Source organism: Streptomyces sp. NPDC051636 (assembly GCF_044453765.1).
Lineage (GTDB): Bacteria > Actinomycetota > Actinomycetes > Streptomycetales > Streptomycetaceae > Streptomyces.
The window spans coordinates 39,044-63,601 of the sequence record NZ_JBITDA010000008.1 but is presented as its reverse complement, the minus strand read 5'-3'; the positions used below and the strand labels follow the sequence as shown (position 1 = coordinate 63,601).

Sequence of the window (24,558 nt, the reverse complement as noted above, 5' to 3'; positions counted from 1 at the left end):
CTCGCACCGGTGTCCGCGCTGGACGACATCGCGACCGCCTGGAAACAGTGTCAGACCGGCGACGTCTCCGGCTGTCTGCGCCGGCTCCGCAGACTACCGACGCCGGCGACGCTGGACCCGGCCACCCGGGCCGGACTGGACCGGGTGATCGACGACATCGCGGCGGTGCTCCCGCTCCGGCTCCGGTCCGCAGCCGGGATCGGATGCGAAGCCGCATGCCTGGACCTCCTGCACGCCATGAGCGATCGGGACCTGCTGCCCGGAGTCGTCGAGTACGAGTCGCTCGGCGCAGCCCTGATGCAGGGTCTGCGCGCTCCGCTCGACGAATCCGATCTGCCGGCCAAACTGGTGGCGCATGCCCGGTCGCTCATGACCGGCCCAAGTCACAGCGACGGGGGGTCGGTTCACTCGTGGGAAAATTCCCTGCACGCACTCGGAGAGTTCGTCACCGCGTTCCGGCCGAGGCGCCGCCCCGGCCACGCGGGCAGCACCATCACCCGCGTGCTCAGCGTGACCGCGCGCGCGTTCATCGGCGGCTACGACCAGGCCAGCTACGCCACATGGCTCGGCCAAGGGATCCGGCTGCTTGCCAACGAAACGATCAGCGAAGGATCGCACCTTCGGGCAAGAGCCCACCTGATCTACCACCGCTTGATCATCGATTTCCACAGCGCTCGGCTACGCGAAGACCACGACGCATGCCGCAAAGCGTTGGACACGCTCGGGAAAGTCGGCCTGGCCTGCGGCCGTGCGGGCCTGGTCGAGGAGTCATGGGCGCTGTCGGCGCGCGTCGCCTTCCTAGCCGGTTACATCCCCTGGGACAGCCCGCAGACACCGGTCAGCATGATCGTCGACGCGCAGATCGCCCTGCGGGACTGCGGCAACCCCCGTGTCGCGCTGCTCGAGGACATCATCAACTCCGCCGCCCTGCCCCACGGCGACGGCCAACCCAGCCTGAAGGAGTCGGCGCGACGCTGCTGGGCCAGCGTCCGGGACACCCTGGCCTCCTTGGGGGCGCCCATACCCGCAGCGTCACGATGGCGGGCCGCGAACGCGATGATCAGCGTGCTGGGCGATTTGCCACTGCTCTCTCTCCTGGACGACGTCCGGCACAACCAGCCCCAACAGTGGGCGAGCGCAATGCTGCCGACGTTCTTTGCACACCCCTATGAATGGCGGGACACCGACACCGGCGCGCCGGGATCGACGCATCCGGTCAGAGGCGTCTCCATGACCGGCGAAGGACACATCTGGCATGTCAACACCGACGCCGCGTTCACCTCAGTCGCCCACTCCAAAGAGCTGAACTCCGCCCTATGGCAGTCCCCGAGAGCCTGGGGTGCCATCGTCGGCCCCGACAACATCAGTGACGCGCTGGTCCAGAACCTGGAAAGCTACGCCACGGCGGGCCTGTTCCCGGTCATCCGCATGTTCAACATCGTCACCCGGACCGAGGTCAACCCCATCGGTTTCGGCGGGACGGAGCGCGAGTTCGCACAGCTGGTGGACCTGGCGTCCCGCCGGCTGGAAAACGTCTACGAAGGACTCGCCGGACACTCCTTACTGCACGCCCGGCCCGACGAGATGATCTGTACCGTCGGACCCTTGACCCAGATCCCCTGGGAGTTGGCGTGGGACCGGGGCACGGGGTCGGCCAACGTCTGCCTGGACCCGCGGTCGACGGGTTTCGACGCCGTGCGCATACCGGCTGTCGTCATCGGCCCCGACACTCGGGTGGCGGTCTTCGTCGACTCCGAGAGCCTGGACCGCGCACGGCATGAACTGGCCGGAATCGAAGCCACGCTCGGAGCGGCGTCCGTGGAGAGACACACGGACTTCGCGGCGGACCGCATCGCGAAGGCCGCAGCAACCTGCGACGTGCTCCACTTCATCACACACGGCGAGCAGGCCTGGTCGGATGCGCGGAAGAACGCCATCGACCCCGATGGCCGGCGCGTGACCGCCGAACAGATCGCCCGGCTCGACCTGTCCCGAGTGCAACTAGTGGTGCTCAACGCCTGCGACGCCGCCGCCCCGGGGCCGCGGAGCCTGGCCGGCGACCCGACTTTCGTCGGCGCATTCCTCGCTGCCGGCAGCAAGGCGATCATCGCGAACCTGTGGTCCGTCGAAGACCGCCTTGCAGAGGCATTCTCATCCGCGCTCTACCGGGAACTCACCACGGGACGGTCACTGACTGACGCATTCGGGAGGGCCCGGCGCCGCATGCGAACAGAAGCCGAGACTCTGATGGCATCGTTGAACGCGACCGGGAGCGCTGCGTTCCTGGCCGATCCGTTCAAGCTGACGCTCCGCGGCCTCGGCGTGACGACTGCTACGCAGTAGGCCAGGCCGTCGGGTGTGGCCACGGTCCAATCCCGGGGTCAGCCTGCTGTGCCGAGGGCTGCTCGTAGGACACGAATGAAGCCCGTCTGGCGCGGGCCCCGACTACTGACCGCCGCCCACCGTGCCAACGTCCGCGTCACCACCGGCCCGCCCGATCAGCTCCCCCGGCGGGTGCGACCGACTGCCTTTCCCCGGCGAACCATAACTTTCCCCTGTGGGGCGTTCTTGACCGTGAAGGGCCGGAGCAGCGCACACAGCCACCCGGAAACCGCGCGGCAGGCCCCGGCGGCAGGCGGTCAGGACACGTCCCGCAACAAGCACACCGTCACCAAGGACGCCGGAGCCCGCGTCGAAGGCGGCCCCGGTGTCGTCGACGTGTATCAGCCAGACCATGCCGCAGGAAGGACGGCAGAACAACAACTGCGCCGACCCCAAATTCTCCGCCGTCACCGCGACTGGCGGTGGGCGGCAGGACAGGCCTCCCGGCGCCGCTCCCGCTCGAAGTCGGCCCGCTCCCGGCGGCCCTGGTCGTACGCCAGCTGCTCGCGGACCGTCTCGCGCAGCTGCTGCTCATACGCCGCCCGACGCTCCTTTGAGCAGGGGGAGGTAAACCTCCCACGCGGGACGATCTTGGTTGATATACGCTTCGCCTGACTTGCTCGAACAGTCCGGCGAATCCGTGCCATCGGATCCGCCCTGCCCGGGGGGGCATTCCCATGACTTCGCAGTCCCGCGCGGTGCTCGGCATCGCGCTGACTCCTGTCCTCGCCCTGGCGGCCGCGACCCCGGCCGCCGCCCACACCACCGCCTCGGCCGCGGCCACCGGCACCACCGCCGGCACTGCCTCGGCCGCCGTCGAGACACGTGCGCCGGGCCCGTGGGGCACCCGCACCCTGCACGCCCCGAACCCCGACCCCGCCTCCGCCTCGGGCGGGCTGAACGCCCTGGTGTCGGCCGGGGACGGCGCCCTCGTCTCACTCACCGGCGACGGGCTCTCCCGTTCCACCCGGATCCGGCCCGCCGGCAGCACCCGCTGGCTCGCCCCGCAGACCTGGCCGGACACCGGCGGATACAACACCGAGCTGGTCTCGCTCGGCGACGGCTCGGTGCGCCTGGTCTGGCGGGCCAAGCGCGCCGACGACCACGACAACTACTGGCTGAAGGTGGCCACCCTCACGCCCGGCGCGACCGCCTTCTCCGAGCCCGAGTACGTCGCCTCGGTCCCCGAGAAGGGCTACCACCACCTGGCAGCGGCCCCCGACGGCCGACTGGTCGCTGTGTGGTCGGTCTCCGGCGTCGTGAAGGCCGCCGAGAAGACCGGCCCGCAGGCCGCGTGGACCGCTCCGGCCGACATCAACGAGCAGCCGCCGTCCGGCAGCCGGGACATCTCCGGCATGGACCTGGCGGTCGCCAAGGACGGCACCGCCCTGCTGGTGTGGCAGTGGCAGGCAAGCAAGGCCGTTGTCGCCCTGGAGAAGGCCCCCGGTGCGACTGCCTGGACCGCGGTCCAGGGCTTCCCGGTCCCGGGCCTGGACCTGGCGCGCCCGAAGGTGTTCGCCGATCCGCAGGGCGGCTTCGACGTGTTCTACGACGACAACGCGCACCTCATGCACACGCGCCGGCCCGCCGGCACCACGCAGTGGAGCACCCCGCGGTCCGCCGCCAACTATGGGAGCACGTCCGGGATGACGGCGCCCGTCCACCTGCCCAACGGCGACCTCTTCGTCGCCGGCGAGCCCGGCTACTCGACCGGCCCCTGGTACGCGGTGCGCTCGGCGTCCACCGGCGTCTGGCAGCCGTACACGCAGGGCTTCTCCACGCACAAGAGGGTGCGCGCGGTCGGCGCGGCCGCCACCTCGGGCGGCACGGTCACGGTGACGTGGCGGGAGGGCTACTCGTACGAGGAGTACACGATGGCCGCCGTCTTCAAGGGCGGCACCTGGTCCGCCCCGCGGCGGCTGAGCGCGACGAGTGCCCAGTTCACCGGGGCGCCCCAGGTGGCCGCCGACGCGCTCGGCCGGCCCGTCGTGCTGTGGGACGAGTACAAGCGGACCGAGACGAACAGCATCGTCCTGGACGGCGTCTACCAGGGCACCACCACCAGCCGCGCGCTGCCCAGGTGGCGTGACTACACGGACGACGGCAAGGCCGACCTGTTCGGCCGGGACAGCACCGGGCTGAAGGTATACGCGGGCGACATGACGAAGCTGTCCGCGGGGCAGCGGGCGAGCAGCTGGCCGACGGGCACGCTGGTGCTGCCGTTCGGTGACCTCGACGGCGACGGCTGCAACGACGTGTTCGTGCGCTACCCGAAGGGCGAGGCCCGCGTCTACCCGACGATCTGCGGCGGGCTGCCCGACCAGCAGTCGCTCCACGTCAAGGTCTCCTCGGACTGGAGCGGGTACGACGCGGTCGTCTCGCCCGGCGACGTGACGGGCGACGGCCGGGCCGACCTGCTGACCCGGTCCGCCTCGACCGGGAAGCTGTACGTGTACGCGAACAACGGCACGGGCGGCTTCAAGGCGCGCACGCTCGCCGGGTCCGGCTTCGGCGGCTACAAGAGGCTGACCGCCGCCGGTGACCTCGACGGCGACGGCAAGAACGACCTGCTGGCCCTCGACGCGTCGAACGAGCTGTGGCGGTTCAGCGGGACCGGCGCCGGCACCTTCACGCCCCGGTCGCTGGTCTTCAAGGACTGGGGCACCTCCTACAAGGACGTGGTCGGCGGGCTCGACCTGTCCGGGGACGGCCGGACCGACCTGATCTCGCTCGACAAGGACGGCCGCGCCTGGCTGAACCGGGGCAACGGCCAGGGCGGCTTCGACAACCGTTCGCAGGTCGGCAAGGCCACGAACTGGTCGGACATCCGCATCTCCTAACGGCGCGGGTCCGGCGGCCACTCGGGACCACGGAGGTCCCGGGGGCCGGCTTCGCGTCCGGTTCCGGTTCCGGCGGGTCCGCCCGGACCACCTCGACCCGGAAGGGCAGGTGGACCGGGCGGACCCGTCCCACGTATGCCGGCCCGGCAGCGGGGGGGCGGACGGTGGCCGACCAGGCGGTGGCGCCTGGGCCCTGGGGACTGCCGAGCCGCCCGTAAGGTGCTCGTGGAGATGTCATCGGCTCCGAGCCGGGTCAGGGATCGTACGGAGGAGAAGGTCAGCGCCTTGAGTCGGCTCCGCCCTGACAGCAGTGGTCCTTGCTGCCGCACCACGTTGGCCAACCGGGCCTTCGCCGACCCCGACGACCTGATCACCGCTGTCCGGCGCGGTTTGGCCGACTCCAGTACCGCCACGACGTCCTCAACAGCTGCCTCGTCGCCACCGGCCTCCTCCGTGACCCGCCATGACGACATCACGCTTTGATCTTCAGTAACCGGCCTGCGCTGGACTACCGCACCCGTTGTGCGCGGGTGTCAAGCATGACAGCGCGCCTTGGCAAGGCGGGATGCCGGTCTCCTGGCGTCGGATCGTTGGAGGCCGCAGCGGCTGCGCGGTGCTCCAGTCGGGATCGCTGATCAGGCGGCCTTTTGCGAGGCGGCGGCATCCGGGCGTAGATCGTTCAAGCTGAGCAGGTGCATGGGCTTGCTGTGCAGGACAGTGCGGCCGGTGGTGGTCAGGTCGGGTCCGAGGTGGAGGAGTTCACCGGACGCCATGAGACGCCAGTCCGGGTTATCGTCCATGCGTTCACTTGCGATCACGACGGCCGAGGTGTCGGCCAGTTGCTGCGAGTGAATGCGCATGCGACCGGCCGTGCCGCTGTGGTCGAGATGCCGGTTGCCGTGCTGGCCGCCGCCGGAGCGCTGGAGCACGTACAGCTGGTGGGTGTCGGGGTAGCGCAGCGCCCACAGTTCCTGCGGCGTGGTGACGATCAGGTTGAGAGCGTAGACGGGCAGATGTTCGGCGATCCAGCCGGCCGCGTGCTCAATACCGGCGGAAACATCACCGCCGTGGTTCCTCGTTTCCCGGGTGATCAGGGCGAAGAAGCGTTCGGAGTCGGTGTCTCCCTGGACCAGGGAGCGGTCCTGTCCCAGTTCCACGTCGAGCCGGTCCAGGCCCTCGATGACGCCGTTGTGGGCGAAGAGGCGTCCGTTTTGTTCGAAGGGGTGGGTGTTGCGGACCGTCAGGTTGCCGGTGGAGGCGAAGCGGATGTGTGCGAGGAAGGTGGAGGATTCCACCCGCTTGGCTTCCTCGGCGAAGGACCGGTCCTTGTAGGCGGCGATGGGGGCCTTGTGGACCTCGGGGGTGCCGTCGGCGTCGAAGAATCCCAGACCGGTGCCGTCAGGATCATGGCGGCTCTGGTCGCTGAGGCTGTCCGGCGCGTCCAACAGCCAGAAGGTGGCGCGCGTGCGCTGCGCACCGCTGCTCATGCCGAACAAACGGCACATCTGCCATCTCCTCGTTCGTAGGCTCCGGCCGCACGGAGCGGGCGGGGTGCGGCCTCGGCCGGGCGGTCTCAGGGGGGCCGGAGTGCTGGGCGTTCTTCGTCTCGGCGCCGTGGGCGAAGCTGCCGGCGTCGTCGGCGTTGCGCTGGGGCTGGTCCTGCTTCTCCAGACGGGACAGGACCCTGCGCAGATCGTCCATGAGCAGGTCGACGAGGTCGTGGCTGAAACCATTGCGTACGACCAGCAAGACCGCCAGGCCGGTGCGGTCGGTTCTTGGGGAGGCGCGTGCGAGTACCAGCCAGCCAGCCGCGTTCGCGTGCGGAGACGTCGAAGACGGTGAAGCTGTCGATGCCCTCCCCGACCCGGACGGCGAACGAGTACCCGCAGACGACGGAGCTAGTCGCAGATCCGTCTCCATGACCACGCGCCCGGAAACGCCTTCCACGACGCGTGCCATCCCACGCCACTGCGCGCCTGTCCTGCACCGCCAGAACACCCCCGCGAACCGATCCCGCAGCCGCCAGGGGTACGGGCCGTACTCGCCTATCGGCAGGTACGGCCCGATCAACTTCCCGCTGCTCGTCAGAAAGTCGCCTGCGCATCACGATCGTCTGCCTACCGGATCCGCCTTCCCCACGGATCCGGATCGGCAAGGGCGATCACGACATCACACAGGCTCCAGCGGCGCCGCACAGGAGGAGTCAGTCGGCGTTCGATGCTGGTGATCACCACCGTGCTGCTTCACGAGGAGTCGCTGCCCACGAGCATGCGGAGCTCGAAGGCGGATCGGGCGGCCGGCTGGGGCCTCTCCCTTCCCATCACTGAACCCAGCCATCCGAGCAGGAAGGCAAGGGGGACCGAGACGATGCTCGGGTACTTCAGCGGGAAGACGGCGAAGTCCATGTCGGGGAACAATGCCGCAGGAGTTCCGGAGACGGCGGGAGAGAGCACGGCCAGGGACACCGCGCAGATCAGGCCGCCGTAGATGCTCCACAGGGCTCCGGTGGTGGTGAAGCCCCGCCAGTACAGGCCGAACAGCAGTGCTGGGAGGACCGCCGAGGCCGCGACGGCGAACGCCAGTCCGGCCGCGAACGAGACGTTGATGCGTGAAGCGAAGAGGGCAATGGTCGTCGCCCCCGTGCCGATCAGGACCACCGACACCCGGGCCACCAGGACTTCCTGGGACTCGGTGGCGCGCCCCTTCCTGATCACCGCACCATAGATGTCGTGCGCCAGTGAGGTCGCCGCGGCGAGGGCGATGCCCGCCACAACGGCCAGGATGGTGGCGAACGCCACGCACGACATCACGGTGAGCAGCGCGGAGCCGCCGAGCGAGCCCCCCAGAAGCAGGGTGGCCGTGTTCCCGGAGGAATTGCTGCTCATGATCGTCTGGGGGCCCAGCACGGCCGCCGAGCCGAACCCGAGTACGCCGGCGGTCACGCAGAAGACGCACGTCAACGCGGCTGTCCATTGGACGGAACGCCGGGCACTGCGCGCGCTGGGCACCGCGCGCAGGCGCAAGAGGAGGTGGGGAAGGCCGGCTGCCCCGAGCACCGCTCCCAGTTGGAGGCTCAGCGCGTCCAGCTTGTCGGCGCCACCGCCCCGGGACCGTGCCCCGGGCGCGAGGAATGCCTCGCCGACGCCACTGCGTTCGGCCGCGGCCCCCAGCAGGTGACTGGGGTTCCAGCCGAACTTCCCCAGTACCAGAAGCGCCAGGTACACGCTGGCCACCAGCAGGAAAGCGGCCTTGAAGCACTGCACGAGCGTCGCACCGTACATTCCGCTGATGACCACGTAGATGATCATCAGGATGCCGAGGAACAGCATCAGGAAGTTCTGGGCGGCGACTCCGGAGATGCCGAGCAGAGGTGCGGCGAGGGCACCGGCACCCACCAGCTGAGCCGTCAGGTAGAACAGCGATATCACCAGCGTGGCCAGGCCCATGGCCAGGTGGACGGGGCGCGGCCGCAGATGCTGCGCCAGCACGTCTCCGACCGTGTAGTGCCCGGCGTTGTGGAACGGCTCGGCGATCAGCAGGAGGATCACGGCCCAGACGACGATGGGACCCAGCAGGTAGGGGATGCCGTCGAACCCGGCCAGGGCGATGAGACCGGGGGTTCCCAGCAGCGTCGCGGCGGAGATGAAGTCGCCGAACAGGGCGATGCCGTTGCGGGCGGACGACAGTCGGCGACCGCTGACGAAGAAGCGACGGGGGGTGTCCGATTCCGATGCGTCCAACAGGGAGATGAGTACGACGCCGACGACGAAGACCGCGAAGACGGTGATGACAACCCCGGTGTGGCTCGTCTGCGCGAGCACGGAGGAGGCGGTCACTGCTCCTCCCGGAATCCGAGTGCTGCGCGCGACCTCTCCACCAGCGGATCCAGGCACGTGCGCGCGTAGCGCGCGTACCACCGGCAGACCGCGAGTGTGGTGCCGCACTGCAACAGCGCCAGCCCCAGGCCGACGTTCAGATGCCCGACGAGCCTGATCGCCATCACATCGGCCGCCGTGCTCGCCAGCAGGGCATTGACCAGATACAGGATGATGACGGCGGCGGCGACGGGGAAGATCCTTGAACGGCGCTCCGCACGCAGCTGGGCAAGGGACGCCATCACCTCCGGCGGGCTGCCCCACTCCTCAGGAGTCTCGCGGAACTCCTCAGGCACCTCACCGACGTCCGACGACGGTCGCCGGCGTGGCTCGTGGAACCCATAGCGCGGCTCATGGGGCCCGTACACGGCATCAACTCCTTACTACGAGCGGTGACGCGAGGCAGTGCTTGAGCCGGGATTGCCCGACACCACAACCGAACGCCGTTCGGTTCGGGAGCTTAGAGTGGGCCAGGAGGCCGGACAAGGCATGGGTGGGAAGTAGGGGTCCAGCAGAAGCCGAGGTGTCACCACGCTGTGACCTTGGCCCGGAGGGCCACTGCTGTCCGGCGCCGCGGGCGATCGGGAGCGGGGCCGTGGGGGATCAGGCGTCCGCCACGAGTGATCAGTGGTTGGGCTGTGTCGATCAGGTATCGGCCGTTGTGCGGATCAGGAGTCCGCGGCTGTGCGGATCGGGAGCCCACCGGGAGGTCGGCGGGCGGCGCGGATCAGGAGCTCGCCACGGACGCCTTGGGCCCGGCCACGCGCGCGTGCAGGGCGCTGAGGCCGTCGAGGAACATCTCCAGGGCCAGTTCGAAGCTGTCCCGGTCGATGGTATCCGCGTGCTCACTCAGGCGGTGGGCGTCGGTCAGGTGCGCGTACCGCTCGACGTAGACCTGAACGTCGTCGTCGAACCCTCGCGCGAAGGAGCTCATCGCCGACCCGACGACCAGGTACTTGGTGGAGGCTCCGATCATCGTGGCGTAGCGCGGGGGCCAGCCGGCGCCCACGAGGCCGCCGTGCACGGTGTCCGCGCGACGCAGCGACGCTTCGCGGCGGGCCGGGCCGTGGGCCAGGAACGGAACGATGTGGGGGTGGGCGGCGAGGGCCGCACGGTAAGAGCGGGCCCAGGACGCCAGGCCGTGCCGCCAGTCGCCGGTCTCGAAGCCGGAGACGTCCACGCCCTGCATGATCGTGTTGGTGACCTCGTGGAGGACGTCGTCCTTGGTCTTGACGTGCTCATAGAGGGAGGACACCTGTACGCCGAGTTCCCGGGCGAGTTTTCGCATCGACAACTCGGCGAGCCCGTCACGGTCCACGATGGTCAACGCCGCGGCGCAGATGCCGCCCCGGCTGAGGATCGGCTTGGTCGGTCGGGCCACCGCTGCACCCCCGCATCGCTGCGCGCTCCGTCCTTCGTAGCGCCGTGACTCAGCGCTTACGGTACACGCACTCCGATAACCGAACATCGTACGGAAGGAGGAGGTCGTACGATCACGCCCTTCAGCGAGATTCCGTACCTTTCCGGCGTGGGACGTCCTTCCCGTCGCTGCCCGTGCGTGCGAGGTGGTCTCGCCCGGCTGTGCGGTGGCTGTCCGAATCGCCCAGGCGGCCTCGGCGGCGTCCTGGAGCGGCCGGTCTCCGTCAGACTCGTCCGGCCGCGCTGTGATCCCGCCGCTGATGGCGGCGGGCTACTCCAGGGGTACGCGGGCCGCGACGCCCTGGCGGCCGCGGCGCGCGGCTTCCGCGCCTTCGTCATGGCGCATCCCGGCCGGTACGCCGCGACGATCGGCGTGGACCCGTCCGGCCCGGACGATCCGCCGGCCACCGCGGGTCAGCGGCTGCTCGGCGCGGTTGAGAATGCTGCTGCCGTCGACGATCACCACATTTCCGGGCCAGGCGTACTGCGTCCAGCGCCCGGAACAGCCGTACGTCGAAGAAGTCGCGCGCACGCAGCGGGTCGTACGGGCGATCGTGCCGCGGACGACGTCGTCGGCGGCGGCGGTGAGACCCTCGCGTGGAGGCAATGGCACACCGCCTGCCGCTCCCCCGCCGCATCCGCCCCGGTGTCGGATCTCTCGGCCGCCGCATGACCAAGAAGGGCACGCTGCCGCGCATCAACCCCGCCGTCGGCTCCTACCACCACGCGATCTGCGAGGCCATCGCGGCGGGCGGCGTGGAGCGCGCCGGTGATCTTGGTGGAACAGCACGTCCGCGGCTTCCCCAACGACGTGGCCGCAAGGCTCTGCACACGGGTGACAGCGGCCTGATCGGTGGCGGGTTGCCGGTGCGCCGTTGATCCGGGCGGCGTGCGTGTCGCCGCGGCGAGCTCGTGCCGCACCTGGGTGTTCCCCGGAACAGCGGTAGCAGAAGCGGCGCCCCTTTAGAGTCGCCCCATGAGGCAAGCACCGGATCCGGACCGCGGCGTGCGGTCGCGGGACGCGATTCTCGACACCGCGACCGAACTCATGTCGGTGCACGGCTATGCCGCCACGTCCATTTCGATGGTCTCCGCCGCCTGCAGCCTGCCCGCCAGTTCCATCTACTGGCACTTCGGCAGCAAGGACGGGGTCTATGTCGCGGTGCTCGAACGCGCCAGGATGTCCTTGCTCTCGGCGCTGCCGCCTGTCACTGTGCCGGGCGCGGACATCGGTCAGCGGCTGGACAACTTCCTCCAAGCCGTCGGAGACGCCTTCCAACGCCACCCCCGCGACGTGAAACTGCTCATCGCCCTGGGCATGCTGCAGCGCACCGCCAGCGCGGCGGCCCTGGCCGAACTGCACCGCTACCGCGATGCCCTGCTGGCCTGGGCGCGCGACTCCCTCACCTCTGTCTTCCGACTCCACGACCGCCCGGAGGTGTCGGGTCAACTGGCCCGATTCGCCCTCAGAGCGGCGAGCGGAACCGCCGTCGCCCGCTGGTTCGATCCGGCCAGTACCCTCGACACCGATGCGCTGCGTGTCGCGTTGCTCGCTCTGGCGGCCCACCACGGCGTTCCCCTGGGAGCGTCCGCTTCGGAGCCGGCCCACGGACGGCAGTCGAGCGGATAGCCCCCGCTGGGCAAGGCGCGTTACCGACCTGGCAGCGCCGCCACCGTACGGCGGGCGACGCCCCTCAGGAGGCCCCGTGCCGCTGCCAGAACGCACAGCGGTGGTCGGCCGCGAAGTCGGTCGTGGGGGCCGTCCGGTCCGGGGCGAGCACCTGAACGCCGTCATGGTCGATGGTGTATCTCGGCCACACGGGGGCGCCGGGTCCGTTGGGGTTTCCGGTGGCCGCGAACCTGGCCCAGTAGCCCGTCATCATCGCGGACAGCCTCCGTTGGGCGCCCGTCAGCGGGCGCAGCGAGTCCATCGGGAACAGGTAGGCCAGTTCAGAGGCGTGGAAGGCGCCCTGCGGGGTGTGCGGCGCGGGGATGAACGGCGGCGCCTCCGGGTCGTTGAACTCATAGGCGTAGACGGGCACCCGACGGCTGTACAGACGGCTGTCGCCTCTCGCCGGGCAGGCGAACGACCGGTCGGTGCCGACCGCGGAGTACGCAAGGTTGGGCGAGGGATGGGCCGAGGCCGGGTAGGTGTCGAGGACGGCTGACGCCTCGTCAGGGTATTGCGCCTTGATCAAGGCGGCATAGGTCGTGGGCGTGAGCGGTCCGCCTCCGAGCAGGTCGACGCGGAGGGCGGTGAAGTACCGGTACTCGTCGTGGGTGCTGCCGCTGAGCACGGGGACGGCGTTCGCCCGTCCCGCCGCCCACGCCGCGCGCGGGGAGAGCGGAAGGACGCGCGGGCCGGTGTTCGCCCCCCACAAGGACGAGGCCCCGGAGCCGTCGGCGATCAACTCGGTGACGGGAGCGGCACGCAGGCAGGCCGCCGCGGCCGACGGGTCGGTGCAGCCGATCGAGGCCGCGAAGCCGGTGCCCCGCTGCTCGGCCGTGGCCAGGGTCAGCGGAGTGAGTGCGGCATCCGACACACAGCTGCCGCTTTGCTGGACGGCCCGGTGGAAGAGGCCCTTCGCGGTCGGCGAGGCGATGTTGAGGCAGGTGTCGGCGGATCCGGCGGACTGACCACCGAGGGTGACCCTGTGACGATCCCCGCCGAACGCCCCGATGTTGCGCCGCACCCAGCGCAGGGCGGCCTGCTGGTCCATCAGGCCGTAGTCACCCGAGGCGTGGTCGGAGCTTTCCGCGGACAGGGCGGGGTGGGCGAGGAAGCCCAGGGCGCCCAGGCGGTAGTTGACCGTGACCACAACCACTCCGCGCGCGGCGAGGGCGGCTCCGTCGTAGTCGCTTCCGGCGCCGTAGGCGTTGCCGCCGCCGTGCAGCCAGACGAGGACCGGCAGGTTGCTGTGACTCGTACGGGCCGGGATCCACACGTTGAGGAACAGGCAGTCCTCCGAAGTGCTGCCGGTCCGGTTGGACTCACCGGGCAGGACGGGGCCGCCGTCCGGGAGCAACGTCAACGGCGGCTGGGGGCAGGGATGGCCCGGCGCGGTGGCGTCCCGGATCCCGGACCACGGTGCATGCGGCCGGGGCGGGCGCCACCGCAGTGCCCCCGTTGGAGGGGCGGCGAAGGGGATTCCCTGGAAGATCCGGCTGCCCTCGGGGCCGGCCGCGCCACGCACCGGACCGGCCGCGGTCCGGACGACCAGGGCGTGGTGCCCGGTGGCGGCGGGGGCTTCTGCGGGCGCCGTGACCGGCAGCAGCAACGCCACAAGGGCGGTCATGGCACGGGTCGCGGTGCGGAGCGCGCTGGGTAATCTCATCGTCTGCTTCCCTTCCGGTCGGTGTCCTGGCGGGAGCCACCACCTGTCGGACGCGCCTCGTTTGCCCGGCACATGCCCGGTGACCGGTGTCACTGCGCGCTGTCGTAGGCGCAGCTGTCACCGGCCGCGCCCTGAGGGCGGGGTACGCCGCGCTGCTCGGTGGCCGGGCAGTGGGCGGCCGCGTCCAGGGCGGGGCTGCCCGGCAGCGGCGCATGTGGGTCGGTGGGGCCGCCGTTGTCGGTGAGAGGTCCGAGCAGCGCGGTACGGCTGGGCAGGTCGTCCGCGGCGGTCAGTTGACAGTTGCCGCCGCCGTCGATGTCGTGGCCGAGGGACTCCATGACGGCGAAGGCCTTCCCGAAGTCACCTGACCTGCGTCGCCGGCTTTTGCGGCCACGATCGAGTTGAGCGGGATCCCCCGGCCTCCCCCGCGGTGTTCCCGCTGACTGTGCTGTCCACCAGATCAAGCACCGGCGCCGCGGTGCGGCACACACCGTCCGCGGGATCGGCGTCACCCACGTCGGGCATGGTGTCGACGGTGAACTGGGTCGGAGCGGCGCCCGCGGCCGAGGCGGGCGCGGGGGCGGTCGGGTCTGCCGCCAGGGCGAGGCGGGTGACGGCGAGTGGGGAGGCGGTTCCGTCCCTCATCAGGGGAACTCCTGTCCACGTAGGGGCGCTTGCTCGTGCTCCGGTCAGCGCGGGCTGCCGGTGTTCCACGACCGCTGGGGTCGGTCCGAGGCTGTGCTGGGCTACGGGGTGAGCTGAGGGAGTGGAAGGCGCGTGCGCGGCGGACGCCTCCGAATGGCGGGGGATCGCACGTGCCCGCATACGGGCTGACACGGTCGGCACCAACCCGATGTATCGAGCGTTCCATTCAGAGCCGATAGCTGTCCAGAGGTCTGACAGGAAACCTGGCGCCCAGGGTCGTTCCCCGCTTGCGCGAGACGTGAAGCACGCCGCCTCTGTATCGGGCCGCTGCACGCTGCACGAGACCCTCGCCGGCACCGCCGCCTGTACACCCAGCATCTGGACGGGCTCGCCGGGCTGGTGGCCGGCGGCGGCGGAGACGGCGCACTTGGCGCGCCCCCGGCCGACGCAGGGCATCGCCCGCCGGCCGGGCGCAGCCGCCGGGGCCGGGTCACGCGCCGACCAGCGACTACGGCAGCACAGACCGGACCGATTCCGGGGACCGGGCCACCACCGCCGTTCCGTCGTCTGCGGTGATGATCGGTCGTTGGATCAAGATCGGGTGTGCTGCGAGCGTCTCCATCCACCGCGCTCGGTGGGCCGGCTCGCGGGGCCAGGACCTCAGGCCCAGCTCGGCCGCGACCGGTTCGCCGGTGCGGGCGATGTCCCACGGCTCCAGGCCCAGTCGCTGCAGCACTTCCTCGAGTTCCGCCGGGCTCGGCGGCTCCTGCAGGTAGTGCCGGACGGTGTAGTGGGCGTCCTTCGCGTCCAGCAACGACAGTGCCGACTGGCATTTGGAGCACGCCGGGTTGATCCAGATTTCCATGAACGTGTTTCTTTCCCGTCTTTCCTGGTCTGCGGGCAGGCCGTTTGCCCTGGCGGTCCGGCCGGTTCAGGTCGGCAGGCCGGCCAGGGCCAGGAATTCGCTGCGTGAACGGGCGTCGCTGCGGAGTGTGCCGAGGAGGGTGGAGGTGAGGGTGCTGGAGCCGGTGGCCTGGACGCCGCGCAGGGTCATGCAGGTGTGTTCGGCTTCGATGACGACTCCGACACCCTTGGGTTCGAGGTGCGTCTGCAGCCAGTCGGCGACCTGTTTGGTGAGGCGTTCCTGTACCTGGGGGCGGCAGGCGAAGTGTTCGACGACGCGGGCCAGTTTGGACAGGCCCAGGATGCGCCGACCGGGCAGGTAGCCGACGTGCGCGGTGCCGACGAACGGCAACAGATGGTGTTCGCACACCGAGCGCAGCGGGATGCTGCGGGCCAGCACGAGCTCGTCGTAATCCTCGTCGTTGGGGAAGGTGGTCAGGTCGAACGGGCGCGGGCTGAACAGCTCGGCGTAGGCGCGGGCCATCCGCCCGGGAGTGTCGCGCAGGCTCTCGGATCGGATGCTGATCCCGAGGGCCTGCAGGAACTGGCCTGCGGCGCGTTCGGCGGCCGCGAGGTCGACGCCGTCCGTTTCGTGGACGACGCGCAGCGCGGCCGCCGCCGGTATCCCGGGATCATCTTCCGAGGCGAGGTGGAATGCGGTGTTGGGGTATTGGGGCATGTCAGCTGCCACCGATCCCGAGGGCGGTGAGCAGGACCAGGACGACCGTGACGACGGCGAACAGGCCGTGCCCGGCGACGACCGGGACGGGGAAGTGCCGCTCGGCGGGCTCGGACTGCTCCGCCTCCGCGGTGGCCGGGGCACCGGTCCGCCCCTGGTAGACGGGGATCCAGCGGACCAGCATCGTGAAGCCGAGCAGGGCGACGGGCAGGAGCAGGCCGAAGGCGGTCCAGGCGAGCGCGTCCTTGTCGGCAATCACGTAGATGATCCAGACGACCAGGCCGATCGCGGCAAGCGCGAAGTGCCCGAAGATCACCGGGACGGGCAGGCGGCTGCTGCCGCCGCGGGCGCCCCCGTGCGAGAGCCACGTGCCGAGCATGTAGAAACCACCGAGAGCTGTGACTACCCAAGCGATCAGTGCGGCGATATCCATGAAGAACTCCAGGTGTGCGAGTTGAGCGGTGAGCAAGGCCGGGCACGGCTGTCGGGCGTGCAGCCCGCTGGGGAAGCCGTCAGCCGGTTCGCCGCGGCGGGCGGCCGGAGACAGGGACGAAGCCTTCTGCCTGCGTGGTCTCGTCCGCCACGCGGACGCCGTAGTGGTAGGCGAGTTTTCCGCCGAGGAATCCTGAGACACCCAGGACCGCCAGACTCACGGCGTTCAGGGCGAGCATCCCGGCTCCGACGCTGCCGGAGGGCCCCTGGCCGGAGTGCCGCCACAGGAAGTTCCCGGCATAGGCGGCCGTCACCAGCAGGTTCAGTGTCATGTGAATCAGGCCGACACGGAACGCCCGGGTCCCGGACGGGATCGCGAACAGGTCCAGGAAGCCGACCATCGCCGCGGCCAGCGCGCCGATCACCCCCAGCGCGATCAGCCATATCGCCCCCCGGGCCAGGAAGCCCGGGTCGTCCACGAGGTGCGAGGCGATGTCGAAGACCAGGCTGCCCACCCAGGCCCCGATCGGCACGGTGACCAGGATCGGATGGAACGGGTGCCCGTACGGGCCTGCCAGCGCGGCGCTCACCGGCCGTTTCGCCTGCCGGTGCAAGGGATCAGCCATGCCGAACCACCTCCAGTTTCACCAACAAATCTTGGTCTTATTCTTGTCGGCGGTCAAGTGCGGCAGCTCAGGACAGAGAAGAAGCCCCTGCACCCATGCTTATGGGGGTTACCTTGAAGGGGTGGCTTCCAACTTGACCCCGTCGCCGTCCCCTGGGGATGCGGCAATAGATTCCGTCAGCGTCCTCGGTGAGGAATCGCGGCGGCAGATGTTCGCCTTCATCCGGCGTGCCCGGCGGCCCGTGACCCGGGACGAGGCGGCGGCGAGCGTCGGTATCTCACGCAAGCTCGCCGCCTTCCACCTCGACAAACTCGTCGACGCCGGCCTGCTGCGGGCGCGGTACGGCACCCCCGGCGCGATCCGGAAAGTGGGGCGTCAGCCCAAGGTCTACGAGCCCACCGATGCCGAGATCCGGGTCAGCATCCCCGACCGACGCCATGAGCTGTTGGCCGACCTGCTCCTGGAGGCCGTGCTGACCGAGGGGGCCGGTGAGACCGCCGCTGACGCAGCCGTGCGTACGGCGAGGGAGCGGGGCCGGGAGCTGGGCCGTGCCCAGCGCGAGGAGACGCGTCCGGGCCGGCTCGGCGCCGAGCGCGGCCTCACTGTCTGCGAGCGCATGCTCGGCCGGCAGGGATTCGAACCCGTCCGGGAAACCCCCACCCGGCTACGGCTCGCCAACTGCCCCTTCCATCCCCTGGCAGCCAAGGCTCCCGACCTGGTGTGCGGCATGAACCACGCGTTTGTCACCGGGTACCTCCAGGGCATGGAGATCACCGGCGTCCAGGCCGTTCTCGCACCCCGCCCAGGAGAATGCTGCGTCCAGCTCGACCCCGCCGACACGTAGGCGTTCCTGTGCCGGGCAACGAGCAGGGCACCGCATCCGCCCGGCTTCGCCACCGGCCACCGCTGCGGACAGGGGCCCGCGCGCCATCCCCGGGGTGAGCTTGTTGCGCCGCAGGTCGGCCTCGGCGGCGAGGGACATGATGGCCGACTTTGGCCGAGTGGCCGTCACTCGCGTCCGACGAAGGCGTAGACCTCGCTTCGGTTTCGGGGACCGAGCCTCTTGCCGGTCCGTGGTGCGGCCGCACCGACCGGCATGGCGGCCGAGGCGGACGCGATGGTCCAGGTGGTCCACCGGTCGGTCCGCGCGGCCATGGTGCGGCAGACTCCGCCCCGGCCGGGTTGCGGCCGGGACGCCGGATCAGCGGTGGCCGGGGAACCGCAGGGCGTTCGCCCAGAGCCGGGTGACCGTGGACACGAGTTCCTCGAAGTCCACGGGCGTACCTTCTTCCTGCCGTTCGCCGAGCACGAAGGAGTTGTAGGCCATGACGCTGACCATGCCCGACAGCGCACGGGAGGCCATCATCGGATCCACCTCACGGTCCGCGACACCCCGCTCCTGCAGGTCGGCGATGCCGCGGGCATTGCGGCGGATGAACGCATCCGCGCGCCGGCTTCGGAACTCACGGAACTCCGGCTCCACCTGTGCGACCTGCTCGAGCAGTCCCATCAGCTTCGCGTTCCGTCTGTATGCCTCGAGATACGCGCGATTGCTCGCCTCGAGGACCGCATACGGATCATCGGTGCCCTGCACCCTGCCCATGCCGGGGTGCATCATGTCCTCCTGCGCCTCCAGGAGGACGGCGGCAAGCACCTCTTCCTTGTTGGCGAAGTAGGTGTAGAAGGATCCCGCCGCGCATCGAGCCTCTTTGGTGATGTCGGTCAGGCGGGTGTCCAGGTAGCCGTCCCGCTCGAACACCTTCCGCGCGGCCTCAACCAAAGCAGCGCGTGTCCTCGCTCCGCGCTTCGTCGTCGGCGGCTCGCGAAGTGGCGAGAGAGGCGCCATCGGCGGTGCCTTCTCGCTGTCGTTCTCCTCGGGGGCGGTGATATCCACCCCAGGAACTGTACTTGAATCCGACGCCAGAGTCATAAATGCGCCAGGTGCGCGGTGCTCGCAGGGCTCGCGAAATTCCGGGGTGAGTTCCCGGCGTTCCGCGAAGGTGCCGCACCAGCCGGTCACCAACGCGGGCCGCACTGAGATGCGCCCGGCAGGTGCGCTGTCGCGCCACGGCTTAATGCCGCAGACCAGCCGGGGCTTGACCTTCTTCTCGTCGGACACGATGAACATCGACACTGCGACCACGGGCAGGCCAAGCGGACCTTGGAGGATGGGAGGTCAGTGCCGGCTGGCGGCCGCGTCGCCGAGCGCGGGGTCGCGGGTCAGAGCGGTACGGTCGATGGACCGCTTGAGGATCTTGCCGGACGGGCCCTTGGGCAGCGCGTCGACGAACCGGACGATGCGCGGGATCTTGTATGCGGACAGCCGCTCTCGTGCCCAGCTCGACACCTCGGCGGCGCTGAGCTCCGAACCGGGCCGGGCGGTGACGAGGGCGGCGACCTCCTCGCCGTAGTGGTCGTCGGGAACGCCGATGACGGCCGCCTCGATGATGTCCGGGTGCTCGTAGAGGACTTCTTCCACCTCACCGGGATAGACGTTGTAGCCGCCGCGGATGATCAGGTCCTTGATCCGGTCGACGATGCGCAGGTCGCCGTCGGTGTCGGTTTCGCCGAGGTCGCCGGTCCGGAACCAGCCGTCGGGCGAGATCGCCGCGGCGGTGTCCGTGGGGCGGTTCCAGTAGCCGCGCATCACCGTGGGGCCCTTGATGTGGACCTCTCCGACGGTACCCGGCGGACACGCGTTGCCCTCGATGTCACGCACCTGGACCTGCACCCCCGGGACGGCCCGGCCGGTGTACCCGGTCTTGCCCCCGCGGTCGAGGTCGTTGAAGGTGCCGAACGCGGTGGTCTCGGTGAGCCCGTAGCCTTCGAGGATGGTGCAGCCGAAGCGGGCCTCGAAGGCCCGGGCGATCTCTCCGGGCAGCGACGCGCCGCCGGAGACGGCGACGCGGAGTTGGGCGAAGTCCGCCGGGTTCGCATCGCCCGCCGCGTGCAGCATCGCGTTCCACATGGTCGGTACGCCGGCCATGATGGTGAGCCGGTCGCGGCGCAGCATCTCCAGCATCGACGCCGGGTCGAATCGGGCCAGCAGCGACATCGAACCGCCCACGGTCAACGTCGCCATCATGACCGCCGCCTGCCCGAACACGTGAAACAGCGGGAGTCCGGTGCCGGTGCGGTCGGCGCTCGACGCGCGGCTGCACTCGGCGCCGATCTCCCCGGCGGACAACAGGTTGCCGACCGTGAGTTGGGCACCCTTCGGCCGCCCTGTCGTACCCGAGGTGTACAGGATGGCCGCGGTCTCGTCGCGGTCCCGGTCGACGACGGGGGCGGGGGCGGCATCGGTGATCGTCGCGCCGGGGGACAGTGTCCAGAAGGGCACCTTGAGTGTCGCGGCCGCCTCCGCGACGGCGGGGCCGAGGGCGTGCCATGCGATCGCCAGCGAGCACCCGGCGTCGCCGAGGACGTACTCGACCTCAGCCCGGGTGGCCATCGTGTTGACCGGCACCACGACACAGCCCGCGGCCTGAATCCCGAGGTAAGCCATCACGAACTCGGGCACCGACGGCGCCGCGAGCAGCACCCGGTCCCCGGGACAGAGGCCCGCGGCGGCCAGGGCACCCGCGTACCGTGCACTCGCGTCGCGCAGTTGCCGGTAGGTCCACTCATCCGCACCGCCACGCAACGCGATGTTGTCGGGGGTGGCGGACGCGTGGCGGCTGACAGGATCGAAAACACTGGTCATGGCGGTGCCTTCCGGGGATGTGAGCAGGTGACGGTGCGGGTCTCACCCGCCGATCAGGGGATTTACCCCGGCCTCGACAGCAAGTCCACGGACGGCGTGGCCGGATGTGAGTGTCGTCCGCAGGCAACTCGCCGTGGACGACGGCGATGCGAGGCAGGAACGCACCCGCACCGCACAGGACGGGCGCACGCACAGCCGGTCAGCCGGGGGCGGTGTCGATCGGGGTCATGACCAATCTCAGTGCGCCCGATCGGTCGATCGGTGGATCGGTCCGGCGGTGATGCCGAAGCTTTCGGCGAGTTGGCGGCGGGTGTCGTCGGCGCTGGTGTGCAGTACGCCCCCGATTCCGATCCGCGCCGCTCCGTCGAGGTTCTGCTGCAGATCGTCGATCATGACCGCTTCCTTGGGGTCGATGCCGAGGCGTTCGCATGCGATCGCGTAAATCCGCCGGGAGGGCTTGCGGATCCCGACCTCGGCGGAGATGACGACCACGTCGGCCACTGCGGCGAGGTCGACGCCGTCGTAGGTTCCCGTCCCGAACGAGTTGGATACCAACGCCACGGGATACCCGGCGGCGCGAAGCTCGTCGAGCAGAGTGAGCACGTCCTGGTCGATCGACATCCCCGCTTGCATCCGGGCCGTGAGCCCCTCGGCCGCCACGTCGGCGCCGTGGGCGCGGAGACGCTCGGCGAATCCTCGCTCGAAGGCCTCGGCATCGATACGGCCGCACTCGTGATCGGCCAGAAGGGTGCGTGATGGCTGGTCGCGGCTGAGGAGGTCCAGGGGAAGGCGCGGGTTGCCGCCGAGCGAGGCACCGAAGTCGGTGAATGCCCGCAACACACTGGAGGTGATGACCCCTCCGAAGTCCACGAGGACCGCGGTTCGGGCTTCTTCCACCACGTTCGGCACGGTGTCCATACCTCTCTCTCGCGGCCGGCTTGCCACCGGCCGACGCGACGGCTGCCAGGTCCGTCGGCTCTCATGGGACGTGCCCCCTCTCCATCGGTTCCGCGACGCCGACGGCCTCGGTCTCATGGATGGGGCAGGACTGCGGATGGGTGGGAGGACGAGCCTGTGCCGCGAGTGCCGCGCCCCCGGCCGGACCTTGCTGCCGGCGTCCAGCAGGAACGCGGATCTCAGGCGACCTCGAGGACCTCAGGCGACCTCGAACAGTCCGGCGGCGCCCATTCCGCCGCCGACGCACATCGAGATCACCACATAGCGGACACCTCGGCGCTTGCCCTCGATCAGGGCATGCCCCACGAGGCGGGCGCCGGTCATGCCGTACGGATGGCCGACCGAGATTGCGCCGCCATTGACGTTGAACCGCTCCGGGTCGATGTTCAGTTCGTCGCGGCAGTACAGCGCCTGGGAGGCGAACGCCTCGTTGAGTTCCCACAGACCGATGTCGTCGATGGTGAGGTTGTGCTGCTTCAGCAGTTTCGGAATGGCGAACACCGGGCCGATCCCCATCTCGTCCGGCCCACAACCGGCAACGGCCATACCCCGGTAGACGCCGAGCGGCTCCAGTCCGCGGCGCTCGGCTTCCCTGGACTCCATCAGCACCGACGCCGAAGCTCCGTCCGACAACTGCGAGGAGTTGCCCGCCGTCACGCTGGAAAGCGCGGTCACCTGACCGTCCGGCAGCACCGGCGACAATCCGGCCAGGCCCTCGAGTGTGGTCGACGCGCGGTTGCCCTCGTCCCGGGTCAGGGTCACGGCCTCGTCCCGCACCTCCCCGGACTGCTTGTCCAGGACCTTCTTGACGCTGTCGAGCGCGACGATCTCCTGGTCGAACCGGCCGGCCTCCTGGGCCGCCGCGGTGCGCTGCTGTGACAGCAGGGCGAACTCGTCCTGGCGTTCCCGGCTCACGCCGTAGCGTTCGGCGACGATCTCCGCCGTGTGCAGCATCGGCATGTAGATACTCGGCTTGTGCTGGACCAGCCAGGGATCCGTCATGCGGTGGGTGTTCATGTGGTCGTTCTGCACCAAGGAGATCGACTCGACACCGCCGCCGACAGCGACCTGCATGCCGTCGCCGACGATCTGCTTGGCGGCCGTCGCGATCGCCATCAGGCCCGACGAGCACTGCCGGTCGATGGTCATCCCTGAGACGGTGTCCGGAAGCCCGGCGCGGAGAGCGGCCTGGCGGGCGACGTTGCCGCCGGAGGACCCCTGCTGCACGGCGCAGCCGAAGATCACATCCTCGACCTCGCCTCCCTCGAGCCCGGCGCGCTGCACTGCGTGAGAGAGGGCATGGGCGGCAAGTTCCTGCGCCTGGGTGTCGTTGAACGCGCCACGGTACGCCTTTCCGATCGGCGTCCGTGCCGTCGAAACGATGACTGCTTCCCTCATGTCGCCTCACTGGTTCCTGTTGGTCCGGATCGTCTCGTCCGGGAGCTTCGGGATGGGAATCCCGAGCTCCGTGAGCCGGGATCGATGCCGGTAGGCGGTGCCGAACGCCGACTCGGGCGTTGTGAGCAGTCCTGACCGTCTCCTCCGTTTACCGGTGGCATGCGCCATGGCCGCCGGGGCGACGGAGCCGGCCTCCCGGTTGGTTATAGTTGAATCCGGCGTCATGTTCAACCAGGGGAGTGCTCAGGAAACCGTGAGGCGCACGACCCGGCACCCAGCGCGCCCGGTCGCGCCACACCCCTGAGGCCGTCAGATACCCCTGGGACCCTCGCTGGGGTGCGCGGCCGCAGGCTGGGCCCCCGCGAGGCCGGAGCCCGCCGCGCCGTGCGCGGTAACCGGCCAATAGAGCGGTGCGGGGCCGCCGTTTGCGAGAACGCGCGCGCTCTCGACCTTGACAATCCGCTGCCACGACTGAAAGCTGACCGACCAGTCGGTATGAAGAGGTGGATCGTGACCGAGCTGAGCATCTCCACCGCTGCGGGCGCGTTCGACGCCATCGTGGCGGGTCCGCCCGAGGGCCACCCGGTGCTGCTGTTGCACGGCTTCCCGCAGACGGCGCTGGTGTGGCAACAGCAGATCACGGCGTTGGCCGCGCACGGCTACCGAGTGGTGGCACCCGACCAGCGAGGGTACTCCCCCAGGGTCCGCCCCGAGCGGCCCGAGGACTACCGCATCAGCGTCCTCGTCGACGACGTGGTCGCCATCACAGAGGAACTCGGCTGGACGGCATTCGACCTGGTCGGCCATGACTGGGGCGGTGCGGTGGCGTGGTGGACCGCCGATGCGCACCCCGGCCGCATACGTACCCTGACGGTTGTCTCGACCCCGCACCCCGGCGCTCTGGCCACCACCCTGCGCACCGACCGGGACCAGCGCGAACGCTCGCACTACATGATCGACTGGCGTGAAACGCCCGCGACGGAAGAGCGCATGCTCGCCAACGATGCCGAGGAACTTCGCGCCTTTTACTCCGCAAAGGTCCCCCAGGCCAGTGCCGAGGCCTACGTGCGGCACCTGAGCCAGCCGGGTGCTCTCACCGCGGCGCTGAACTGGTACCGGGCCGGCCGCCCCGACGGCGCGATCGGTGTCATCGACGTGCCCACGCTGTACGTCTGGAGCACGGAGGACAGCGCGTTCGGCCCGGCGGCAGCGCAGGAGACCGGGCAGTGGGTCAGCGGGCCGTACCGATTCGAAACCGTCCAGGGCGTCAGCCACTGGGTCCCCGAGGAGGCGCCCGAGACGCTGAACCGCCTGCTGCTCGCACACCTGCAAGCGCACGGCGCGTACTGAACCACGACGAATAC

Annotated in this window: 23 protein-coding genes and 2 pseudogenes; 9 read left to right on the top strand and 16 right to left on the bottom strand. The window is 69.9% G+C overall.

Translation table 11 applies throughout. The features are described from left to right. Positions 1-9 precede the first annotated feature (9 nt). From ACIBBH_RS16965 to ACIBBH_RS16950, 4 genes and pseudogenes are all read left to right on the top strand, one after another. Positions 10-2,343, top strand: a complete 2,334-nt coding sequence (locus tag ACIBBH_RS16965) for a CHAT domain-containing protein (protein WP_399405234.1) — start codon at positions 10-12, stop codon at positions 2,341-2,343. Between the two features lie 461 nt (positions 2,344-2,804). After that, complete coding sequence (locus tag ACIBBH_RS16960; protein ID WP_399405232.1) at positions 2,805-2,939, top strand: hypothetical protein; 135 nt, start codon at positions 2,805-2,807, stop codon at positions 2,937-2,939. A gap of 120 nt (positions 2,940-3,059) precedes the next feature. Then, complete coding sequence (locus ACIBBH_RS16955; protein ID WP_399405230.1) at positions 3,060-5,222, top strand: FG-GAP repeat domain-containing protein; 2,163 nt, start codon at positions 3,060-3,062, stop codon at positions 5,220-5,222. A gap of 324 nt (positions 5,223-5,546) precedes the next feature. Next, positions 5,547-5,689: pseudogene (locus tag ACIBBH_RS16950) on the top strand (DDE endonuclease); the annotation flags it as partial. A gap of 168 nt (positions 5,690-5,857) precedes the next feature. On the opposite strand, the gene ACIBBH_RS16945 reads toward ACIBBH_RS16950, so the two are convergent. The 4 genes from ACIBBH_RS16945 to ACIBBH_RS16930 all read right to left on the bottom strand — a co-directional run bounded on the left by ACIBBH_RS16945 (position 5,858) and on the right by ACIBBH_RS16930 (position 10,478). Next, positions 5,858-6,727: a class II glutamine amidotransferase gene (locus ACIBBH_RS16945; protein WP_399405228.1), complete on the bottom strand. Its 870-nt coding sequence runs from the start codon at positions 6,725-6,727 to the stop codon at positions 5,858-5,860. A 738-nt stretch (positions 6,728-7,465) separates the two neighbouring features. Next, complete coding sequence (locus ACIBBH_RS16940) at positions 7,466-9,058, bottom strand: cation acetate symporter (protein ID WP_399405226.1); 1,593 nt, start codon at positions 9,056-9,058, stop codon at positions 7,466-7,468. Further along, positions 9,055-9,465 carry a DUF485 domain-containing protein gene (locus ACIBBH_RS16935; protein WP_399405224.1) on the bottom strand — a complete coding sequence of 137 codons (411 nt, stop codon included), beginning with the start codon at positions 9,463-9,465 and terminating at the stop codon, positions 9,055-9,057. The genes ACIBBH_RS16940 and ACIBBH_RS16935 overlap by 4 nt, the downstream gene beginning before the upstream one ends. A 359-nt stretch (positions 9,466-9,824) precedes the next feature. Continuing rightward, positions 9,825-10,478, bottom strand: a complete 654-nt coding sequence (locus ACIBBH_RS16930; RefSeq protein ID WP_399405222.1) for a TetR/AcrR family transcriptional regulator — start codon at positions 10,476-10,478, stop codon at positions 9,825-9,827. Between the two features lie 303 nt (positions 10,479-10,781). On the opposite strand from ACIBBH_RS16930, the pseudogene ACIBBH_RS16925 reads away from it, so the two are divergent. From ACIBBH_RS16925 to ACIBBH_RS16915, 3 genes and pseudogenes are all read left to right on the top strand, one after another. Then, positions 10,782-10,949 (top strand): annotated as a pseudogene (locus tag ACIBBH_RS16925) (WHG domain-containing protein); the annotation flags it as partial. Positions 10,950-11,122: 173 nt separating this feature from the next. Further along, the gene (locus ACIBBH_RS16920; protein WP_399405559.1) at positions 11,123-11,395 is read left to right on the top strand and encodes a hypothetical protein; all 273 of its coding nucleotides are present in this window, start codon (positions 11,123-11,125) and stop codon (positions 11,393-11,395) included. 97 nt (positions 11,396-11,492) lie between these two features. Beyond that, positions 11,493-12,146, top strand: coding sequence for a TetR/AcrR family transcriptional regulator (locus ACIBBH_RS16915; protein ID WP_399405220.1), 654 nt, complete (start codon positions 11,493-11,495; stop codon positions 12,144-12,146). A gap of 64 nt (positions 12,147-12,210) precedes the next feature. Here ACIBBH_RS16915 and ACIBBH_RS16910 read toward each other — a convergent pair whose 3' ends face one another. From ACIBBH_RS16910 to ACIBBH_RS16880, 7 genes are all read right to left on the bottom strand, one after another. Next, a complete protein-coding gene (locus ACIBBH_RS16910; protein WP_399405218.1) occupies positions 12,211-13,851 on the bottom strand; it encodes a carboxylesterase/lipase family protein in 1,641 nt (546 codons plus the stop codon). An 89-nt stretch (positions 13,852-13,940) separates the two neighbouring features. Beyond that, the gene (locus tag ACIBBH_RS16905) at positions 13,941-14,189 is read right to left on the bottom strand and encodes a choice-of-anchor Q domain-containing protein (protein ID WP_399405216.1); all 249 of its coding nucleotides are present in this window, start codon (positions 14,187-14,189) and stop codon (positions 13,941-13,943) included. A 22-nt stretch (positions 14,190-14,211) separates the two neighbouring features. Beyond that, positions 14,212-14,496, bottom strand: coding sequence for a hypothetical protein (locus ACIBBH_RS16900; RefSeq protein WP_399405214.1), 285 nt, complete (start codon positions 14,494-14,496; stop codon positions 14,212-14,214). Positions 14,497-15,004: 508 nt separating this feature from the next. Continuing rightward, the gene (locus ACIBBH_RS16895) at positions 15,005-15,361 is read right to left on the bottom strand and encodes an ArsC/Spx/MgsR family protein (protein WP_399405212.1); all 357 of its coding nucleotides are present in this window, start codon (positions 15,359-15,361) and stop codon (positions 15,005-15,007) included. Between the two features lie 66 nt (positions 15,362-15,427). After that, on the bottom strand, positions 15,428-16,078 hold the full coding sequence (gene folE / locus ACIBBH_RS16890) for a GTP cyclohydrolase I FolE (protein WP_399405210.1): 651 nt from the start codon (positions 16,076-16,078) through the stop codon (positions 15,428-15,430). 1 nt (position 16,079) lies between these two features. Continuing rightward, a complete protein-coding gene (locus ACIBBH_RS16885; protein WP_399405208.1) occupies positions 16,080-16,511 on the bottom strand; it encodes a hypothetical protein in 432 nt (143 codons plus the stop codon). Positions 16,512-16,590: 79 nt separating this feature from the next. After that, positions 16,591-17,136 (bottom strand): DUF2231 domain-containing protein, encoded by a 546-nt coding sequence (locus ACIBBH_RS16880; RefSeq protein WP_399405206.1) that lies wholly within the window; start codon positions 17,134-17,136, stop codon positions 16,591-16,593. Between the two features lie 208 nt (positions 17,137-17,344). On the opposite strand from ACIBBH_RS16880, the gene ACIBBH_RS16875 reads away from it, so the two are divergent. Further along, the gene (locus tag ACIBBH_RS16875) at positions 17,345-17,980 is read left to right on the top strand and encodes a helix-turn-helix transcriptional regulator (protein WP_399405204.1); all 636 of its coding nucleotides are present in this window, start codon (positions 17,345-17,347) and stop codon (positions 17,978-17,980) included. Positions 17,981-18,144: 164 nt separating this feature from the next. On the opposite strand, the gene ACIBBH_RS16870 is transcribed toward ACIBBH_RS16875, so the two are convergent. The 5 genes from ACIBBH_RS16870 to ACIBBH_RS16850 all read right to left on the bottom strand — a co-directional run bounded on the left by ACIBBH_RS16870 (position 18,145) and on the right by ACIBBH_RS16850 (position 23,194). Beyond that, positions 18,145-18,291 (bottom strand): hypothetical protein, encoded by a 147-nt coding sequence (locus tag ACIBBH_RS16870; RefSeq protein WP_399405202.1) that lies wholly within the window; start codon positions 18,289-18,291, stop codon positions 18,145-18,147. Positions 18,292-18,337: 46 nt separating this feature from the next. Next, positions 18,338-19,264 (bottom strand): TetR/AcrR family transcriptional regulator, encoded by a 927-nt coding sequence (locus tag ACIBBH_RS16865; protein ID WP_399405541.1) that lies wholly within the window; start codon positions 19,262-19,264, stop codon positions 18,338-18,340. A gap of 48 nt (positions 19,265-19,312) precedes the next feature. Continuing rightward, positions 19,313-20,839, bottom strand: coding sequence for a class I adenylate-forming enzyme family protein (locus ACIBBH_RS16860; RefSeq protein WP_399405200.1), 1,527 nt, complete (start codon positions 20,837-20,839; stop codon positions 19,313-19,315). 237 nt (positions 20,840-21,076) lie between these two features. Then, a complete protein-coding gene (locus tag ACIBBH_RS16855; RefSeq protein WP_399405198.1) occupies positions 21,077-21,757 on the bottom strand; it encodes an HAD family hydrolase in 681 nt (226 codons plus the stop codon). Positions 21,758-21,994: 237 nt separating this feature from the next. Then, positions 21,995-23,194: an acetyl-CoA C-acyltransferase gene (locus ACIBBH_RS16850; protein WP_399405196.1), complete on the bottom strand. Its 1,200-nt coding sequence runs from the start codon at positions 23,192-23,194 to the stop codon at positions 21,995-21,997. A 510-nt stretch (positions 23,195-23,704) separates the two neighbouring features. Between ACIBBH_RS16850 and ACIBBH_RS16845 the strand changes: the two genes are divergently transcribed. Next, the gene (locus tag ACIBBH_RS16845) at positions 23,705-24,544 is read left to right on the top strand and encodes an alpha/beta fold hydrolase (RefSeq protein ID WP_399405194.1); all 840 of its coding nucleotides are present in this window, start codon (positions 23,705-23,707) and stop codon (positions 24,542-24,544) included. Positions 24,545-24,558: the final 14 nt, after the last annotated feature.

Excerpts from the sequence above, each read along its gene's own strand:
- ACIBBH_RS16865 (WP_399405541.1), bottom strand. The coding sequence starts at position 19,264 with ATGTTCATCGTGTCCGACGAGAAGAAGGTCAAGCCCCGGCTGGTCTGC.
- ACIBBH_RS16905 (WP_399405216.1), bottom strand. The coding sequence starts at position 14,189 with ATGGAGTCCCTCGGCCACGACATCGACGGCGGCGGCAACTGTCAACTG.
- ACIBBH_RS16880 (WP_399405206.1), bottom strand. The coding sequence starts at position 17,136 with ATGGCTGATCCCTTGCACCGGCAGGCGAAACGGCCGGTGAGCGCCGCG.
- ACIBBH_RS16885 (WP_399405208.1), bottom strand. The coding sequence starts at position 16,511 with ATGGATATCGCCGCACTGATCGCTTGGGTAGTCACAGCTCTCGGTGGT.
- ACIBBH_RS16945 (WP_399405228.1), bottom strand. The coding sequence starts at position 6,727 with ATGTGCCGTTTGTTCGGCATGAGCAGCGGTGCGCAGCGCACGCGCGCC.
- ACIBBH_RS16870 (WP_399405202.1), bottom strand. The coding sequence starts at position 18,291 with ATGGCCGCGCGGACCGACCGGTGGACCACCTGGACCATCGCGTCCGCC.
- ACIBBH_RS16850 (WP_399405196.1), bottom strand. The coding sequence starts at position 23,194 with ATGAGGGAAGCAGTCATCGTTTCGACGGCACGGACGCCGATCGGAAAG.
- ACIBBH_RS16955 (WP_399405230.1), top strand. The coding sequence starts at position 3,060 with ATGACTTCGCAGTCCCGCGCGGTGCTCGGCATCGCGCTGACTCCTGTC.
- ACIBBH_RS16895 (WP_399405212.1), bottom strand. The coding sequence starts at position 15,361 with ATGGAAATCTGGATCAACCCGGCGTGCTCCAAATGCCAGTCGGCACTG.
- ACIBBH_RS16875 (WP_399405204.1), top strand. The coding sequence starts at position 17,345 with ATGTTCGCCTTCATCCGGCGTGCCCGGCGGCCCGTGACCCGGGACGAG.
- ACIBBH_RS16910 (WP_399405218.1), bottom strand. The coding sequence starts at position 13,851 with ATGAGATTACCCAGCGCGCTCCGCACCGCGACCCGTGCCATGACCGCC.
- ACIBBH_RS16920 (WP_399405559.1), top strand. The coding sequence starts at position 11,123 with ATGGCACACCGCCTGCCGCTCCCCCGCCGCATCCGCCCCGGTGTCGGA.
- ACIBBH_RS16860 (WP_399405200.1), bottom strand. The coding sequence starts at position 20,839 with ATGACCAGTGTTTTCGATCCTGTCAGCCGCCACGCGTCCGCCACCCCC.
- ACIBBH_RS16900 (WP_399405214.1), bottom strand. The coding sequence starts at position 14,496 with ATGAGGGACGGAACCGCCTCCCCACTCGCCGTCACCCGCCTCGCCCTG.
- ACIBBH_RS16915 (WP_399405220.1), top strand. The coding sequence starts at position 11,493 with ATGAGGCAAGCACCGGATCCGGACCGCGGCGTGCGGTCGCGGGACGCG.
- ACIBBH_RS16855 (WP_399405198.1), bottom strand. The coding sequence starts at position 21,757 with ATGGACACCGTGCCGAACGTGGTGGAAGAAGCCCGAACCGCGGTCCTC.
- folE (WP_399405210.1), bottom strand. The coding sequence starts at position 16,078 with ATGCCCCAATACCCCAACACCGCATTCCACCTCGCCTCGGAAGATGAT.